Below are 14,479 nucleotides of genomic sequence, written 5' to 3'. Positions count from 1 at the left end.
CCAGCTATAGGGAAGGATATGCGATTCATGAAGGCCTTAACATCTTAAAAAAAGATTAACTTAAAAAACACCCACTGGGAAATATATGGTGTATAATTTATCCTAAGGAAACATTGTTTGTCATGGTAAACAATATAACTCGGTCAAGGATGCCTTTAATTAAGGGAGGGTATGGCATGAACCATCAACGTAAAAACTTATCGATCAGTATTATCGGTGGGGGAGCTTCCTGTATTTCTTTGTTGCACCACCTGGTGCTAAAGACGAAGAAAAGGCCACCGTTCGAGTCATTACGCGTGGTGATCTATGAAAAAAAGGGTTCTGTAGGACCCGGAAATGCATATCAGACCGACTATGCGGACTTGTTGTTAAATCGTGACGCAAAGTTTATGAGCATCGATAACGACCATCCGGAGCATTTCTGGGAGTGGCTCAGCCAACGACCAGAAATCACGGTACGAAAAGAGAAATTTATGCCCCGAAGTCTTTTTGGACTGTACTTAAAAGACTCATTTGAAACAAGTATCTGCCGAGCACTAGAAAAAAATATACATATTCGGGTAGAATACAGTGAAGTAATTCAATTAATAAAAGCGGAGAAAAAGTATCGCTTAATTACCAAGGGACGAGAGGTTGAGGAACATGATGTGGTGATCTTATGTATTGGTAATCCCCACTTAAAGGATCATTATCATTTAAGTGGACAGGAGCAGTATATTCATAACGCTTATCCACTAAAGAGAGCCTTGGCCCCTATAACGAAGGATACTCATGTGGGGGTGATTGGATCGGGATTAACTGCCGTGGATATCGCAATCGCTCTTCGGCAGCAGGGTCATGAAGGGGCTATCAGTTTCCTTTCCAGAAGTGGAGAACTTCCTGCAGTTCGAGGACCTGTTCAACCCCATCGATTGACCAATCTTACCAATGAAAGTCTTCGTTCACTCATTAAGCAAAAAGAAGATATGATTTCACTGCGAGATTTCGTTAGATTGCTTCGAAAAGAGTTTCAAGACGGAGAAATTCACTGGCGAGATATTTTGTTTACTAAACAAGAATTGAAGATGAATCTGAGAGAGCGATTAATGAATGATCTAGATCAAGTAGAGGCGAATGGTGTAAAACAATCCATTTTAGCTGCTATCAATGAAGTAATCGAAATGTTTTGGCGGCACTTATCTAAAAAAGATAAACAACTCTACCTTGAGCGATTTGATCGATATTTCCAAGCAAAGCGCAACCCAATGCCCGTCTGTAACGCTAAAAAAATCTTACACCTCATAGAAATAGGGCAGCTATCTGTAAAGGCAGGATTACAGTACATGGGCTATTACCAAGATGGCTCCTTCTATGCCCTTATGCAAGATGATGAACAATTGGAGTTTGATTGGGTGATTAATGCTACTGGCCCTGTCAGACACCTCGAAGGTCAAAGTGAAGCAGGGTTGATCGGAGCGATGCTCAGTAAAGGATATGCGATTAAAAATCCATGGGGAGGCTTGGAGACGGATTTTGGGACGGGTGCGCTAGTGGATCGAAACAACCAAACGGACCCCCACTTACGGGCGATTGGTCATGTTACATGTGGGACCTATTATTACACCAGCTCCCTGGAGATGATTGCAAAGCACGCCAGCTGTATTGCACAGGATCTAGTGAAGTGGATGGATACTTCCACATCCGGGGGAAAAAGAGCAAGTTTATCCGTATAGAGTAGAAAGGAGCTTCCCTATGGGCCCATCACAGCAGCGTTGGAAAATCACAGGGGTCCTGATCGCGCTTGTTTGTTTACCACAAGCCTCGATTGGTCTCTATTTGCCTTCATTGCCTCATATGATTAACGACCTGAAAACGAATGCCTCGGAGATTCAACTCACCCTTAGTCTCTATATGGTTGGATATGCGCTGTCCACGTTATGTTGTGGGTTTTTGTCAGATCGTTATGGACGTAAGCCCGTAATCTTATGGGGTCTATCTATCTATGTAATCGCTTCGCTCTGCTGCCTATTGGCCCCCAATGTATGGATCCTCATCATCGGACGATTTTTCCAAGCAGTGGGAGGGTGTTGCGGCACAGTCGTTGCAAGGGTTATCGCAAAGGACTTGTTTTCCCAAAAAGCCCAGATAAAAACCCTTACCTATCTATCTACAGCAATCGCTCTGACACCAGCGATTGCACCGATAATAGGAGGGGGGCTTGAAGTAACATTCGGCTGGAGAATGTCATTTATTCTTTTGGTCACCTATTCCTCAATCCTTTGGGTTATTATCCAACTATGGGTGAGAGAGACGAATCAACAACCGCTCAAAAAAATCGGTTTTCAGTCTATATTAGGAAACTATAAACGTTTACTCACTAATCGATTATTTCTCGCCTATAGTTTAGCGATCAGTCTTGCTTGGTGTGCCTACTATACGTACATTCAAACATCCTCCTTTGTATTTCAGACAGTGCTAGGTATTTCCCCTATCGTCTACGGATTTCTATACGGAGTGGTGATTGTAGGATACATCGTAGGTACTTTTTTTACGAGGAAATTCTCGAACGATATCGGCTTAAATCGAGTGATCCTTATTGAAGGAACTCTCGCCTTCGTATCAGCCTCCATTATGTTGACCCTGGCCCTTGGAGGAATTAACACCGTCTGGTCAATTATCCTTCCAATGGTGCTGTTAATGGTAGGTGTAGGAGGAATCTTTCCAGCTTGTCAAGCCTCCGTGATGGAACCATTTGAAGAGATTGCAGGGACCGCATCCGGATTGTTTTTCTTTCTACAGATGATTTCTGGAGCCATCTGTGGATTCATTCTAGGAACCATACATGTACGCAGTTCACTTCCCATGATCATCACCATCTTCTTATCGTGTCTATTACTAGTTGTAAGCTTCTATATACTGATATGGAGGGAAGAGAGAAAGGGTAAGACATTAGCAGCTTAATATGATTATTTTATATTTATAGAATCACATATTATCCATGGATAACCCTTATATCCATTATAAAATCCTGCAGCTTTCCCAATACCCAATATGTTAGATACAATACTAATAACGGAAAAAATCACGGCAAAAAGGATTGTTTTTTTCCAGTGTAATTTATAAAAAACAAAGAATAGCAGGGGGAATACAATCGATATGCGCATCTCTTGCGTTAATGACCAAACAACAGGATTGTAGTTGTCTGTGAAAAAATTATTAAGCAGTACTAAGTGATTGAAAATGTCTAACTTTGTTAAAGGTCCTTGCCATTTATCGTAAAACCAATCTCGTAAGCCAGTAACTTCATAGGACGAAAATATAATAAATGAAGCGAAGGTAATGAATATCCAAAAATAATAGGGGACATAGATTCGTATAAACCGTTTAATTAAATATCCCCAATAATTAACTTTAGAATGATAAAGTGCCATTGATAACACAAAACCACTTAGGACATAAAAAACGATTACAGCTTCTCCACCAGCCCATAAAAATCGAAGAGGCGATAATTTTATATAATTAGGTAATGATGGGAGCATTAAGAAAAAATGTCCTATTACCACTGTAATAGCCGCTAATCCGCGTATAGAATCTAGTTCTTTCACTCTCTTACTCATAAAGGATTCTCCTTGTAAGCCCTATTTCCGAATGATTATAGATGAGAATTATTTATTTATACATATGTAAATATTACCAACTGCACGTTCAAGCTGACGTTTATCGCCGGAATTTATAGGATGAATTTTGGGCATATGCTAGGGTTAATGTGGCGGTTGGATACTTTATGGTTCTTGGATTCATGTTGATCGTAGGTTTAGAGATGCTTTCTTGGTTTAAAGTAGAAGGTTGGTTCAATCAAGTTAAGCCCATAAAAAAGACCTTTACTTTTATGAGAAAAGTAAAGGTCTTGCTAACAGAAAGTATGTTGCCAACAAAGCCAGGGATATATCCCTGGCTTTGTTGTTTCAATGCTCTATTTCTGTTGAAATAGAGCCGTCACCTTATTTTCTTCCCAACCTTTGTCCAGTCTAGATACTTCTTTTCCACCTTGAAATACAATCAGACTGGGAACACCCTTAATTTGATAAGTTGCTTGCAAATCAGTTGCATTCTTAACGTTGACCTTTACCCATTTTTCACCTTTTTCTTTTGCAGCATTAGCAACCATTTCCTCAGCACTTTTGCACTGTGCACAATCAGGTGTATAAAAGTAGGCAAACAGAATCTTCTCTTTTTGCTTGACCGTTTCGGCTAATTGATCGGGTTTCAGCTCACTGACTTCCTGTGATAATGCGGAGTTGTCTAGATTATATAAATACCAAGAACTTCCCAACCCCGCCGCCAGAACGCCAAACAGTAACAGATAAAACCATCCTTCATTTCGTTTCTTCATACTTTCGCCCCTCTCTTCCGTTGGTTGAAGTTCCACACAACGATTACAAGTATTTCTTTTTCCAGAATAAGAGGGCGGTTCCAATAGTAATAGTCGCAGACAAAATCATAATGATATTAAATGCCTGCGGATGATCCTGCATCGGAAGCTTGACATTCATACCATAGTAAGTGGCAATTATCATTGGCAATGTGACGATGATAGTCAGGGCGCTAAGCAATTTAACCTTATGATTCAAGTTATTAGAAATGATGGAACTAAATCCATTCATGACATTTCCTAAGATGGTAGAGTAAATCTCAGTCGTTTTGATCGCCTGTCGCATTTCGATCTTTACGTCCTCGAGCAACTCCTGATCGTCATCATACATTTTCAGGAAACTACCGCTTAACAGGCGTTCTACCAGCAAACTGTTATCTTCCAAGGCTGTCGAAAAATAAACAAGGCTTTTCTGTATGGCAAGTACAGATAACAATTCGTTGTTTTTCAATGATTTCCGCATGGATATTTCGAGATTTTCCCTATGCTTATTAATTCTTTTCAAGCCCTGCAAGAAATAATTTGAAGTACGAAACAAAATTTGGAGAACAAAACGTGTTGTCATATGGGTATAAAAGTTTTTTACATTTCCTTGGACAAAATCTTTCATGACGTCTGTTTCTTTCAGACATACGGTCAGGAAATAGTCCTCTGTGACCATAATCCCCAACGGAACCGTCGTATATATTTCTTTGTCTCCTTCTTTTTGGGAAATCGGAACTTCAACGAACAGTATGACCTGACCGTTCTCCTTATCGATACGCGCAGTTTCTTCCTCATCAAGCGCATCATTTAGAAAATCTAGATCAATGTTTAACTCGGAAATCAGTCGTTGTTTTTCTTCGTCAGAAGGATGGGTAAGATGAATCCAGCATCCTTTTTTAAACTGATTTACTTCTTGTAAAGCTCCTTGGGTGTCGGATTGATAAATCGTTAACATCATGCTCACCTCTTTTTCTTAGATCCCATAGAAGGTAGGAAACATACTACCTGTAGGGTCACCACAATTTGAATATTAAACCTTATCGGTAACGGGTCATCGGTAGACATGTTCCTCACCTCCTTTCATGGAGCAAAGAAATTGGTAAACAATCTTAGTACACAAGCTAAAAAGCCCTCACTTCTCAACAAGAAGAAGTGAGGGCTTGAATTTGCACAACACATAAAAAGTCTCAGAGTCTGTTCAAAAAGAAACAGTCAACGTGACCTTTGGTTCCTCTCGTTGAGTTTTAGCACTGTATAGCATAGGCATTTTGCCAGCTACATTAGAAAAGACCTTAAGCCGATCTTCCCTGTTGACCCATTGGCGTCTCTCGACATTTTTGGGCAGCAGCATATCTCTATACAGGAGCCTCACCTAACAGATACGTATTTAATTACCATTCAAATACGACATGATAAATACCATTTGAATATACAATGATATTCTACGGATGTCAATGTAAAGTCAACTTCACGACTTCCCCCATATATGACAGGGTAGCTATCATAGACCGAGTAGTCCAGATCGTCATGAGTCTTGCCAGTAACGCTTATTCCGGTTTTGAACCATTACTCCTCTAAGCCTAGGAAACTGGTCCCTTGCATCCTCATCAAGAAACAATATAATAAAAACAGTGATAGAACGATACAAACTAATTAAAAGGAAGAATTATGATGTCCCAACCAATCAACACAGTAGAGGAATACATGGCTCAACTACCAGGTGATCGTAAAGAAGATCTGGCTAGACTTAGAGAGCTCATCCATCAGGTCGCACCAAATGCTAAAGAAATTATTAAATATAAGATGCCCTATTATGAACAGAATGGACCACTGTGTGCTTTTGCTTCACAAAAAAACTATATAAGTTTATATATACTAAATACACCGGTCTTGCAAAAGAATGCAGACTTATTAGGAAAGCTAAACATCGGAAAAGGGTGTATTCGATTTAAGTCTATAGATCGATTACCCTTAGATGCAATAAAGAAAATATTAAAAGAATCTGTAGATGCGAATCTAGCCCATTATAATGATCATTGCTAATAGAAGGTACTCATTTCTACACCCTGCCTCTCAATAACTAGAGGTTGGTTTAGGAAGGAGTACTAGGGATTACAACGAGCACTAGATTAGGAGGTTATCATGATATATGTAAACGTTTAGAACCATTTGAATCACTACTACAAGCATTACATCGCGAAGTTAGAGAAGAGACGGGCTTGCAAGTGCAATTAGTTCATGGGAAGGAGACCTACCTAACTACAAATTTACCCGATTCCAATGTTGAATGTATTGAGCCATTCGCTGTATATCAAACAATACGAGGTAATATAGATTCAATGGGGGTCTATTTCCGTTGCACAGCAAAAGGAGAACTATTAAAGCGAGGAGATGGTTCCTTAGATGCTCAGTGGGTAGATGTTTGGGAACTTAATAATCAGATCATAGAATCTCCTGAATCATTCTCTTGGGTTGATTTGGCAGGTCTAAAAAGATATTTATCATCTTGGAAAAATGAATACTAGTAAGGAGAGAGGCAAAATTAGTATTATCTATATTATCCGTCATTGTAAAGCAGAAGGGCAGGAATTTAGCGCTTCATTAACCAATATTGGTGAAGTGCAGTCGAAAATGTTAACGGAGTTTTTGCTTCCATTATCTATTGATAGAGTCATATCCAGTCCAATGGTCCGAGCATGTGAATCTATTGAGCTATTTACACAGAGAAGTGGTGTTACATTAGAGATGGATCAAAGACTCTCTGAATGGGTACTTTGTGAATCGCATCGTGATGATTGGAGGGACTGTCTAAAGGATAGCTTTGCAAATGTAGATAAGTCATTAGATGGCGGAGAATCCCTGAATGAAGCAATGAATCGCGGGATATCAGTGATAGAAGATTTAAAGGATAGTGGTTTTAATAAAACAGCGTTAGTAACTCATGGCGGAATGTTGACTGTAATGCTTAAATATTATAACAGTTGGATTGGTTTTGATAACTGGGAGAGATTAACTAATCCAGACGTATTCGAGATAAATACACGTAATAGTATTATAAATAGAATATGGAAATAGTGCTTTATGGCGGAGATTTCAACCCCTTCACATTTGGAATCTTCACTAGTCTATGTTTCCGATTCGCTTATGGAGGTTACAGATACCAGAAGAATTAGAACCCTATCCTAACAAAGCAATATGACTGGCTGTCCAAAAGAAGTCCGATGAAACAGAATTCAGAATATCATATAATGAAAAAATGACTTGAGAATCCGATATGGACTCAAGTCATTTTTTCGTTTATTAGACAAACGGCGGCATAATTTTCCTTATTTTTCCCCATTGCAATGTTTTGTACCTCGTGTTACCTTCAAGTCAGTATACAGTACCTGTTAATGTTTAATACCTTATAGAAAGGAGTGCCTGATTTGAGTTTGTGACATAAAGTGCAACTAGTTAAGTGAGTGTCATAAAAGAAAGGAGATTAAGGCTATGAGTTCTAAAATAAAGATCGTTATTACAGCACTGTCTATCATTTTCATCATGGGTTCTATTTTAATGGTAGGTAATCAACAGTCAGAAGCCAAATCCCCCACCCAAGAAAAAGAAGTGGGATATAAAGAAAGAGAAGTGAAATATAAAAATAAAGCTGCTGGTGTCACCTTGGCAGGAACATTAACCTTGCCGCAAAAATCATCAGGTCCAGTCCCGGCCGTTCTCCTTATTGCAGGGTCCGGACCCATGGATCGTGACGAAACATTAGGTCCTCACAAGCCATTTAAAGTGTTAGCAAAACATTTGGCGCAAAAAGGTATTGCGGTGTTGCGTGTAGATAAGCGTGGTGTCGGTGAATCGACGGGGAGGGGAAAGTTTGATACAGCGACAACGAACGATTTTGCCAGTGATGCTCAAGCAGGTGTAAACTATTTAAAAACGTTGAAAGATATCAATTCAAACCAAATCGGACTAATTGGTCATAGTGAAGGGGCAATGATTGCTCCTATCGTAGCAAAAAATACAGATGATGTCGCCTTTATTGCATCAATGGCCGGACCAGCTGCACCTGTTAAAGAAGTTATACTTGAACAAGTAGAGTTGACAACGCGCGCTCAGGGAGCGCCTGAAGAACTCATCAAAAAAAACCTAAAAACCTTTAAATTAATGTCCAAAATATTAAAAAAGGAAGAGAGTGAAGAAAAAGCACGCACAAAATTAAAAAAAATGCTCACTAAAAACCTGGGTGAATTATCAGAAGCTCAAAAAAGGAAATATAAAGCCTATGGAGTAGTAACTTCCTATGAAGAAGTTAAGGACTTTAACTCAGCTTGGGGTCGCAATTTTCTTCCCTATGACCCCGAAGCTACATTAAAGCAAGTTAAAGTTCCCGTTTTAGCAATTAATGGTGGGCTTGATTTACAAGTCTCATCCAAACAAAATCTGCCGGCTATGGCCGAAGCTTTAGAAGATGCAGGTAATAAAGATTACACGATCGTTAAATTTCCTAGGCTCAATCATCTATTCCAAACTGCTAAGACCGGGTCGCCAGCGGAATATGAAACCATTAAGGAAACGATTTCACCATCCGTCTTAAATACGATATCAAGTTGGATTTTGGAGAGAACTATCAATAAAAAGTAGATCCTATCTTCACTCCACGCAAAATGTTTTACCTCAGGTTAGTACCTGTTAATATCTAATACCTTCTGCAGGAAGGGGTCATCCTGTGAATGTGCAATTTAAAAAAGGCGTTCTCACATTGTGTGTGTTGGTTCTGACGCTGAAAAAGGATCGGTATGGGTATGAGTTAGTCGATCAGATCTCGCAAAAATTCCTGATTGCTGAGGGAACGATCTATCCCATATTGCGACGCTTGACCAAAGATGGATATTTCACCACTTACCTATCTGAATCCAAGGAAGGGCCGCCGCGAAAGTATTATCAGCTGACAGAAGAAGGGAAGCGGTATGCCAAGGAATTGATCGGGGAGTGGGAGACATTCAACAAAGGAGTCGATCAATTGATCAAGGAGGGGCTGGGTCATGATGAAGGATGAGTTTCTGAAGATACTTCGCTCACACTTGCGAAAGCTTCCTGAAAAAGACAGACAAGAAATCCTGTCCGACTATGAAGAGCACTTCCAACACGGGTTTCATAACGAAAGAACGGAGGGGGAGATTGCCCGGTCACTGGGAAACCCCAAGAAACTTGCCAGAGAACTGATGGCGGACTACCATCTGGAACGGGCGCAGGAAAATCAGTCTATTGTCAGTCTGTTCCGTGCGGCATTCATCTTCCTGGGGCTTGGATTTTTTAATCTAGTAGTTATCGGCCCAATGATTGCTGTTATCGCCCTGATTTTTTCTCTGTATGTATCCTCTTTTGTTCTGTCGCTCACCCCCTTGTTTGTCGTCGGATCCCTGCTGACAGTGAACAGTTTAATGGAGTTTTTATTTAACCTATTCACTGGTTTGATTGCTACCGGTCTAGGCATATTGCTGGGATTGGGGACTATTCGATTTTCTCGTGCGTATGTTAAATGGTTCGTCCGATATCTAAAGTCCAATCTGAACATCATCAAAGGGGGGGATAAACATGAGTAAACTTGTGAAACTTGCCCTATCATTAATAGTAGTTGGATTGGTCGGGGTGGTGGTCTTAATAATGACGGGGAACGGACGTCAAGATGTGAATATCAAAAAATCCGTGAATGCTCAAAACGTAGATCAACTGGCTGTAGAAGGGGATTTGGTCGATGTGAACATCCATCCGAGCACCAAGGATCAAGTTCAGATGAAACTGTCGGGGAAAAGATATATTGGAAGTAATGTAGACCTTCAAACGTCAAAAACGAACGGATTAGTCAGAGTCGATGTAAGACAAAAGGAGATGATCCCCTTTGTTCAATTCGGTTTTATTTATAACGGGATGAAACCTCTGCAACTCGATATGTACCTTCCAGAAAAACAATATCAATCCCTGACCTTTAAAACGGATTCTAGTATTGATGTCGATCAAAAACTGTCGGCGAAAGAGTTGACGGTGGAAGCGAACAATGGAGACATTAATCTGAATGGATATAAGGGCAACCAGCTGAACGCGAAGTCAGATTTCGGCGACATCTCCCTTCAGAGAATCGATGCTCCGTTGGATGTAATAACGAACAATGGTGATGTTAAGCTGACGTCCACTAACGGTTTCAAGGGGAATAACCGAATTAAATCGGATTTCGGCGATGTTAGTATCCGTACACCAAGGAAGCCAACTTCTTTAAAGGTGGATTTTCAGACCGATTTTGGAGACATTCAGACCGATTACCCCATAACTGGCGGAAAGAATCTGAAGGATGATTTCGCGGAGAGTCAAGTGAAGGGAATCATCGGAAAAGAAAAATCGGATGGACAGGGTTCTACTTTGACGATTCAAACCGACAACGGCGACATCTCACTGAAAAAATGAGAATACAGACTAATACCCCGTTACTTACATTAAAAATAGTTAAATAAAAGAGAGTGTGGAGATAATATGCTTGGTTTCCACACTCTCTTTTGAAAATCAAATCAATACAAGCAGTTACTTCCCAAGCTGCGACTTAACCAGAACCTCATCGTAGTTATCCTCGTCTTTGGATTTCGATAAAATAGTTCCCAAATATGCCGCCAAGAAACCAAGTGGTATAGAAATGATGCCAGGATTCGTTAAGCTGATCAGTGGATTACCCACTAAAATCGCTTTGCCTGCTTCTGGACTCCATACATTAGGGCTGATTGCCACTAGAATCAAAGAACTAAAAAGCCCCACCAACATACTTGCGATTGCACCAGTTGTATTAAAACGTCGCCACAATACCGTAAACAAAATGACTGGCAAGTTAGCGCTAGCTGCTACCGCGAATGCCAAACCAACCAGAAAAGCAACATTTAGCTCTTGTGCAAACAATGCCAATATAATTGAAATAATCGACACGCCGACGGATGCCCATTTTGCAGCATTCATTTGTTCCCTTTCGGATGCTTCCCCTTTTCGGATGATATGACTATAAAAATCATGAGCAAACGCGGAAGCAGCAGATAAGACCAATCCAGCCACAACGGCCAAAATCGTTGCAAAAGCTACTGCGGAAATAAAGGCAAATAAGAAATCTCCACCTAATGCTTTTGCTAGCAAAGGCGCGGCCATGTTCCCTGCATTGTTTGCTTCTTCAATCACATCCGTTCCTACAAAAGCAGCTGCACCAAAACCCAAAAAGATCGTCATAATATAGAAAATACCAATAATCCAGGTAGCATTGACTACTGATTTGCGAGCAGTTCGTGCATCTTTCACTGTGAAAAAGCGGATCAAGATATGAGGCAGACCAGCCGTTCCCAAAACAAGACCCAAATTAAGCGAAAGATTATCCAATCCATCTTTAAATTTATTACCTGGATTTAAGAAAGCTTCGCCAAGTGGAGTTGCTTCTTTCATATGCTGGAACATATTTGTAATGCTAAAATCAAACTTGGCAAATACCATAATGGAGATTAAAAAGGTACCAGCAAGTAGCAAAACTGCTTTAATAATTTGAACCCAGCTCGTCGCCATCATTCCACCAAACACCACATAGATGGTCATCAAGACGCCAACAATGAGAACAGAGGTAGTATAGTCTAGACCCAATAGCAATTTAATTAACGCACCAGCTCCTACTAACTGTGCAATCATATAAAAAATAGAAATAGTTATAGAATTCAAAGCAACAACACTACGAATATTTTTATTTTTAAACCGGGAAGTAATCACATCAGCCATCGTATATTTACCAAGATTACGCAATGGTTCAGCAACCAAATACAAAACCACCAAATATGCAACCAAGAAACCTATACTATAAAAAAAGCCATCAAATCCTGTTAGTGCAATCATCCCTGCAATTCCTAAAAACGATGCGGCCGACATATAATCCCCAGCAATTGCTAATCCGTTTTGCCAACCTGTTAGACCACCTCCTGCGGTATAAAACTCATTCGTCGTATTGGTTTTTTTAGCTGCGATAAAAGTGATAACAAGGGTTGCTGCTACAATCACTAAAAATAGCCAAAAAGCTGTATAGTTCACTTATCTTCACCTCCAACTTTTTTAATTTGTTCCACAATCGTATCAAACGTCTTTGCTTTGCTTGAATATAGGAGACACAGTCCCCATGTCATTGCAAATTGGGCAAATGCAAACACCCAGGCCCATGAAATAGGACCTATAGCAGATTTATTTAACACAGTAGTATAAGAAGTTAGGACAGGAAGCGAAAAATAAAATACAAAAAAGAAAATAGTAGTCGGAATGATAAATTTCCTCTTTTTTTGCAACAATTCTTGAAAAAGGGGAGATCGTACAATCTTTTTGTAATCGCTTTCATTTTGATTTATCAAAACTTTCATCCTCCTTTTATGATTACCCCATTTTTTTCAATCTCTTTATACGAATAATGTATACAATTTTATTTTTTTAATCAACAATAAATTATTGGTAGTATTTAAAATTATTTATCTTTACTGGAAAATTGAAACACTCATATGAGTAGAAGAAGAAGGGTAGAACCAGCAACGCTAGGATCCAAACCTGATTCGAGCGCAATTCTTTGTTAATAGTCTATTCAGTGGTACCCCGAGATAACTGTCGAATCACTTGCGAAAGACGAACAATGATCCATTCATCGGTTTTCTATTCCACTCCATTTTACATCATTGGTTGGTTCGAAATCCATCCAATGATGTGGAAAGGAGGGACTCGAATGGTATCAGCATTAAGTCACGGATTCATAGTAAACAATTAGATATCATTGCCAAAAACGAAAAAAGAAATGAATAATATATTAATAAATAAAGGAAAAATCGATTTTTTAATCCCCATACACTTGAAGGAATAGATTTAAATATAAATAAAATGAATCACATTCGTGAGTCTAGTTCAAAAAAATCTCCATTTTAAATGCGATATAAAGGCCCATTAAAATGAACCGAAGCCTAATTCACGTACTCGCATGTTTCATTTCTCATTTATCTCAAAAGTTAAGTTAACTTTTTTCAATGAGAAATAAAGGTTATGAAATCCATTATTTCATCCCCCTTGAAATATAACGTTACAAAAGAATGATTTTGTAACGTTATATGCTAATTTTAAGGTCGATTTTTACTGCCTGGCACTTCTGCTAGAAGAATCGATGTTTTGCAGTCTGCCGGGCCTTCTGAATCTGTCGTTTTCCGATATAGCGAGCGATCAAGGCGGTACTTCCGACCCCGCAGTGGCCAAGACCGCGGAAACTAAGAATGAAAGTCTTTGTCCTTTAAATGCCTATAGATAATAACCAGCCCAATCATCAAATGATTGGGCTGGTTATTATCTATAGGCAGGATTTTCTATAACATTATGACTTACCTTCGGTGTATATTTGGAAGCAGACTCCGAATTTATCGACTACAATCCCATACGCGGGGCTGAAATGTGTTTCTTGTAGTTCCATATTTACCGTGCCATCTTGTTGTAAAGCTTCGAAAATTTCTCTAGACCTCGTCGGATCATCAGAGGAAATACAGATTGTTACTTGATTTCCCGTTTTGTGCGGCTGACCTGGGAAGGTATCCGAAAACATCAAATCTGTTTCGCCGACTTTTAACATCGCATGAGCTACTCGTTCTTTAGCTGCCTCGGGTAAAGGAGGAAAATCTGGATTCTCTGGCATTTCTCCAAAGGTTTGTTGATACAAGAGGTTAGCACCAAAAGCTTTTTCATAGAAAAGAATAGCCTCCTTCGCATTACCATCCATCACCAAATAAGGAACCAATTTTAATGCCATCATCAATCATCTCCTTCTATATTATATCTTCATACCCTTTACTTCCGCGCTACCCAACTTAATTCCTACTAGCTAGGAAGATCAAAATTTTCCTATTCCTGAGGTGATCTTCCTTGAGATTCAAATGAATCGGATTCTACCCTCTTTCACTCATCCATTTTCTTTACTTACATACCTATTCGATTACTCGTATCCTACTTTAATTCTCCACAAAAACCAATAAATACCAATTTAACACACAATAAGAGGATCTATGC

The 14,479-nt window shown here is 39.5% G+C and carries 14 protein-coding genes, 1 pseudogene and 1 riboswitch; of the genes and pseudogenes, 9 read left to right on the top strand and 6 right to left on the bottom strand.

What is annotated here, in order from left to right; all coding sequences use genetic code 11:
• Window positions 1-176 precede the first annotated feature (176 nt).
• Window positions 177-1,712: an FAD/NAD(P)-binding protein gene (locus BLV90_RS11490; protein ID WP_177168029.1), complete on the top strand. Its 1,536-nt coding sequence runs from the start codon at window positions 177-179 to the stop codon at window positions 1,710-1,712.
• Window positions 1,713-1,731: 19 nt separating this feature from the next.
• Complete coding sequence (locus BLV90_RS11485) at window positions 1,732-2,940, top strand: multidrug effflux MFS transporter (RefSeq protein ID WP_091740985.1); 1,209 nt, start codon at window positions 1,732-1,734, stop codon at window positions 2,938-2,940.
• Window positions 2,941-2,990: 50 nt separating this feature from the next.
• Here BLV90_RS11485 and BLV90_RS11480 read toward each other — a convergent pair.
• From BLV90_RS11480 to BLV90_RS11465, 3 genes and pseudogenes are all read right to left on the bottom strand, one after another.
• Window positions 2,991-3,596 (bottom strand): annotated as a pseudogene (locus BLV90_RS11480) (acyltransferase family protein); the annotation flags it as partial.
• A 356-nt stretch (window positions 3,597-3,952) separates the two neighbouring features.
• On the bottom strand, window positions 3,953-4,372 hold the full coding sequence (locus BLV90_RS11470; protein ID WP_091740979.1) for a thioredoxin family protein: 420 nt from the start codon (window positions 4,370-4,372) through the stop codon (window positions 3,953-3,955).
• A 43-nt stretch (window positions 4,373-4,415) separates the two neighbouring features.
• Window positions 4,416-5,351, bottom strand: a complete 936-nt coding sequence (locus tag BLV90_RS11465; RefSeq protein WP_091741077.1) for a magnesium transporter CorA family protein — start codon at window positions 5,349-5,351, stop codon at window positions 4,416-4,418.
• A gap of 268 nt (window positions 5,352-5,619) precedes the next feature.
• Window positions 5,620-5,783, bottom strand: a riboswitch (M-box (ykoK) riboswitch).
• A 284-nt stretch (window positions 5,784-6,067) separates the two neighbouring features.
• Between BLV90_RS11465 and BLV90_RS11460 the strand changes: the two genes are divergently transcribed.
• The 7 genes from BLV90_RS11460 (at window position 6,068) to BLV90_RS11430 (ending at window position 10,849) form a co-directional block, all read left to right on the top strand.
• On the top strand, window positions 6,068-6,439 hold the full coding sequence (locus BLV90_RS11460) for an iron chaperone (protein ID WP_177168028.1): 372 nt from the start codon (window positions 6,068-6,070) through the stop codon (window positions 6,437-6,439).
• A gap of 68 nt (window positions 6,440-6,507) precedes the next feature.
• Complete coding sequence (locus BLV90_RS11455; RefSeq protein ID WP_091740973.1) at window positions 6,508-6,921, top strand: NUDIX domain-containing protein; 414 nt, start codon at window positions 6,508-6,510, stop codon at window positions 6,919-6,921.
• A complete protein-coding gene (locus BLV90_RS11450; protein ID WP_091740970.1) occupies window positions 6,911-7,471 on the top strand; it encodes a histidine phosphatase family protein in 561 nt (186 codons plus the stop codon). The genes BLV90_RS11455 and BLV90_RS11450 overlap by 11 nt, the downstream gene beginning before the upstream one ends.
• Before the next feature lie 414 nt (window positions 7,472-7,885).
• Window positions 7,886-9,031, top strand: coding sequence for an alpha/beta hydrolase family protein (locus BLV90_RS11445; protein ID WP_091740967.1), 1,146 nt, complete (start codon window positions 7,886-7,888; stop codon window positions 9,029-9,031).
• A gap of 85 nt (window positions 9,032-9,116) precedes the next feature.
• Complete coding sequence (locus BLV90_RS11440) at window positions 9,117-9,446, top strand: PadR family transcriptional regulator (RefSeq protein WP_091740964.1); 330 nt, start codon at window positions 9,117-9,119, stop codon at window positions 9,444-9,446.
• Window positions 9,433-9,993 carry a DUF1700 domain-containing protein gene (locus BLV90_RS11435; RefSeq protein WP_091740961.1) on the top strand — a complete coding sequence of 187 codons (561 nt, stop codon included), beginning with the start codon at window positions 9,433-9,435 and terminating at the stop codon, window positions 9,991-9,993. The genes BLV90_RS11440 and BLV90_RS11435 overlap by 14 nt, the downstream gene beginning before the upstream one ends.
• Window positions 9,986-10,849, top strand: a complete 864-nt coding sequence (locus tag BLV90_RS11430) for a DUF4097 family beta strand repeat-containing protein (protein ID WP_091740958.1) — start codon at window positions 9,986-9,988, stop codon at window positions 10,847-10,849. Before BLV90_RS11435 ends, BLV90_RS11430 begins: the two co-directional genes overlap by 8 nt.
• A gap of 114 nt (window positions 10,850-10,963) precedes the next feature.
• Here BLV90_RS11430 and BLV90_RS11425 read toward each other — a convergent pair whose 3' ends face one another.
• The 3 genes from BLV90_RS11425 to BLV90_RS11415 all read right to left on the bottom strand — a co-directional run bounded on the left by BLV90_RS11425 (window position 10,964) and on the right by BLV90_RS11415 (window position 14,222).
• Complete coding sequence (locus BLV90_RS11425; RefSeq protein WP_091740955.1) at window positions 10,964-12,487, bottom strand: solute symporter family protein; 1,524 nt, start codon at window positions 12,485-12,487, stop codon at window positions 10,964-10,966.
• On the bottom strand, window positions 12,484-12,798 hold the full coding sequence (locus BLV90_RS11420) for a DUF485 domain-containing protein (RefSeq protein ID WP_245726335.1): 315 nt from the start codon (window positions 12,796-12,798) through the stop codon (window positions 12,484-12,486). Before BLV90_RS11420 ends, BLV90_RS11425 begins: the two co-directional genes overlap by 4 nt.
• 995 nt (window positions 12,799-13,793) lie before the next feature.
• A complete protein-coding gene (locus BLV90_RS11415) occupies window positions 13,794-14,222 on the bottom strand; it encodes a VOC family protein (RefSeq protein WP_091741074.1) in 429 nt (142 codons plus the stop codon).
• Window positions 14,223-14,479: the final 257 nt, after the last annotated feature.

Origin of the sequence: Marininema mesophilum (assembly GCF_900106775.1) — a bacterium.
Classification (GTDB): Bacteria; Bacillota; Bacilli; order Thermoactinomycetales; family DSM-45169; genus Marininema; species Marininema mesophilum.
Note: the sequence above shows the minus strand (reverse complement) of the source record. Positions and strands in the feature narration are given on the sequence as shown.

Bases quoted from the DNA above. Each gene is read 5' to 3' on its own strand.
- BLV90_RS11490 (WP_177168029.1), top strand. From the start codon at position 177: ATGAACCATCAACGTAAAAACTTATCGATCAGTATTATCGGTGGGGGA.
- BLV90_RS11485 (WP_091740985.1), top strand. From the start codon at position 1,732: ATGGGCCCATCACAGCAGCGTTGGAAAATCACAGGGGTCCTGATCGCG.
- BLV90_RS11470 (WP_091740979.1), bottom strand. From the start codon at position 4,372: ATGAAGAAACGAAATGAAGGATGGTTTTATCTGTTACTGTTTGGCGTT.
- BLV90_RS11465 (WP_091741077.1), bottom strand. From the start codon at position 5,351: ATGTTAACGATTTATCAATCCGACACCCAAGGAGCTTTACAAGAAGTA.
- BLV90_RS11460 (WP_177168028.1), top strand. From the start codon at position 6,068: ATGTCCCAACCAATCAACACAGTAGAGGAATACATGGCTCAACTACCA.
- BLV90_RS11450 (WP_091740970.1), top strand. From the start codon at position 6,911: ATGAATACTAGTAAGGAGAGAGGCAAAATTAGTATTATCTATATTATC.
- BLV90_RS11445 (WP_091740967.1), top strand. From the start codon at position 7,886: ATGAGTTCTAAAATAAAGATCGTTATTACAGCACTGTCTATCATTTTC.
- BLV90_RS11435 (WP_091740961.1), top strand. From the start codon at position 9,433: ATGATGAAGGATGAGTTTCTGAAGATACTTCGCTCACACTTGCGAAAG.
- BLV90_RS11430 (WP_091740958.1), top strand. From the start codon at position 9,986: ATGAGTAAACTTGTGAAACTTGCCCTATCATTAATAGTAGTTGGATTG.
- BLV90_RS11415 (WP_091741074.1), bottom strand. From the start codon at position 14,222: ATGGCATTAAAATTGGTTCCTTATTTGGTGATGGATGGTAATGCGAAG.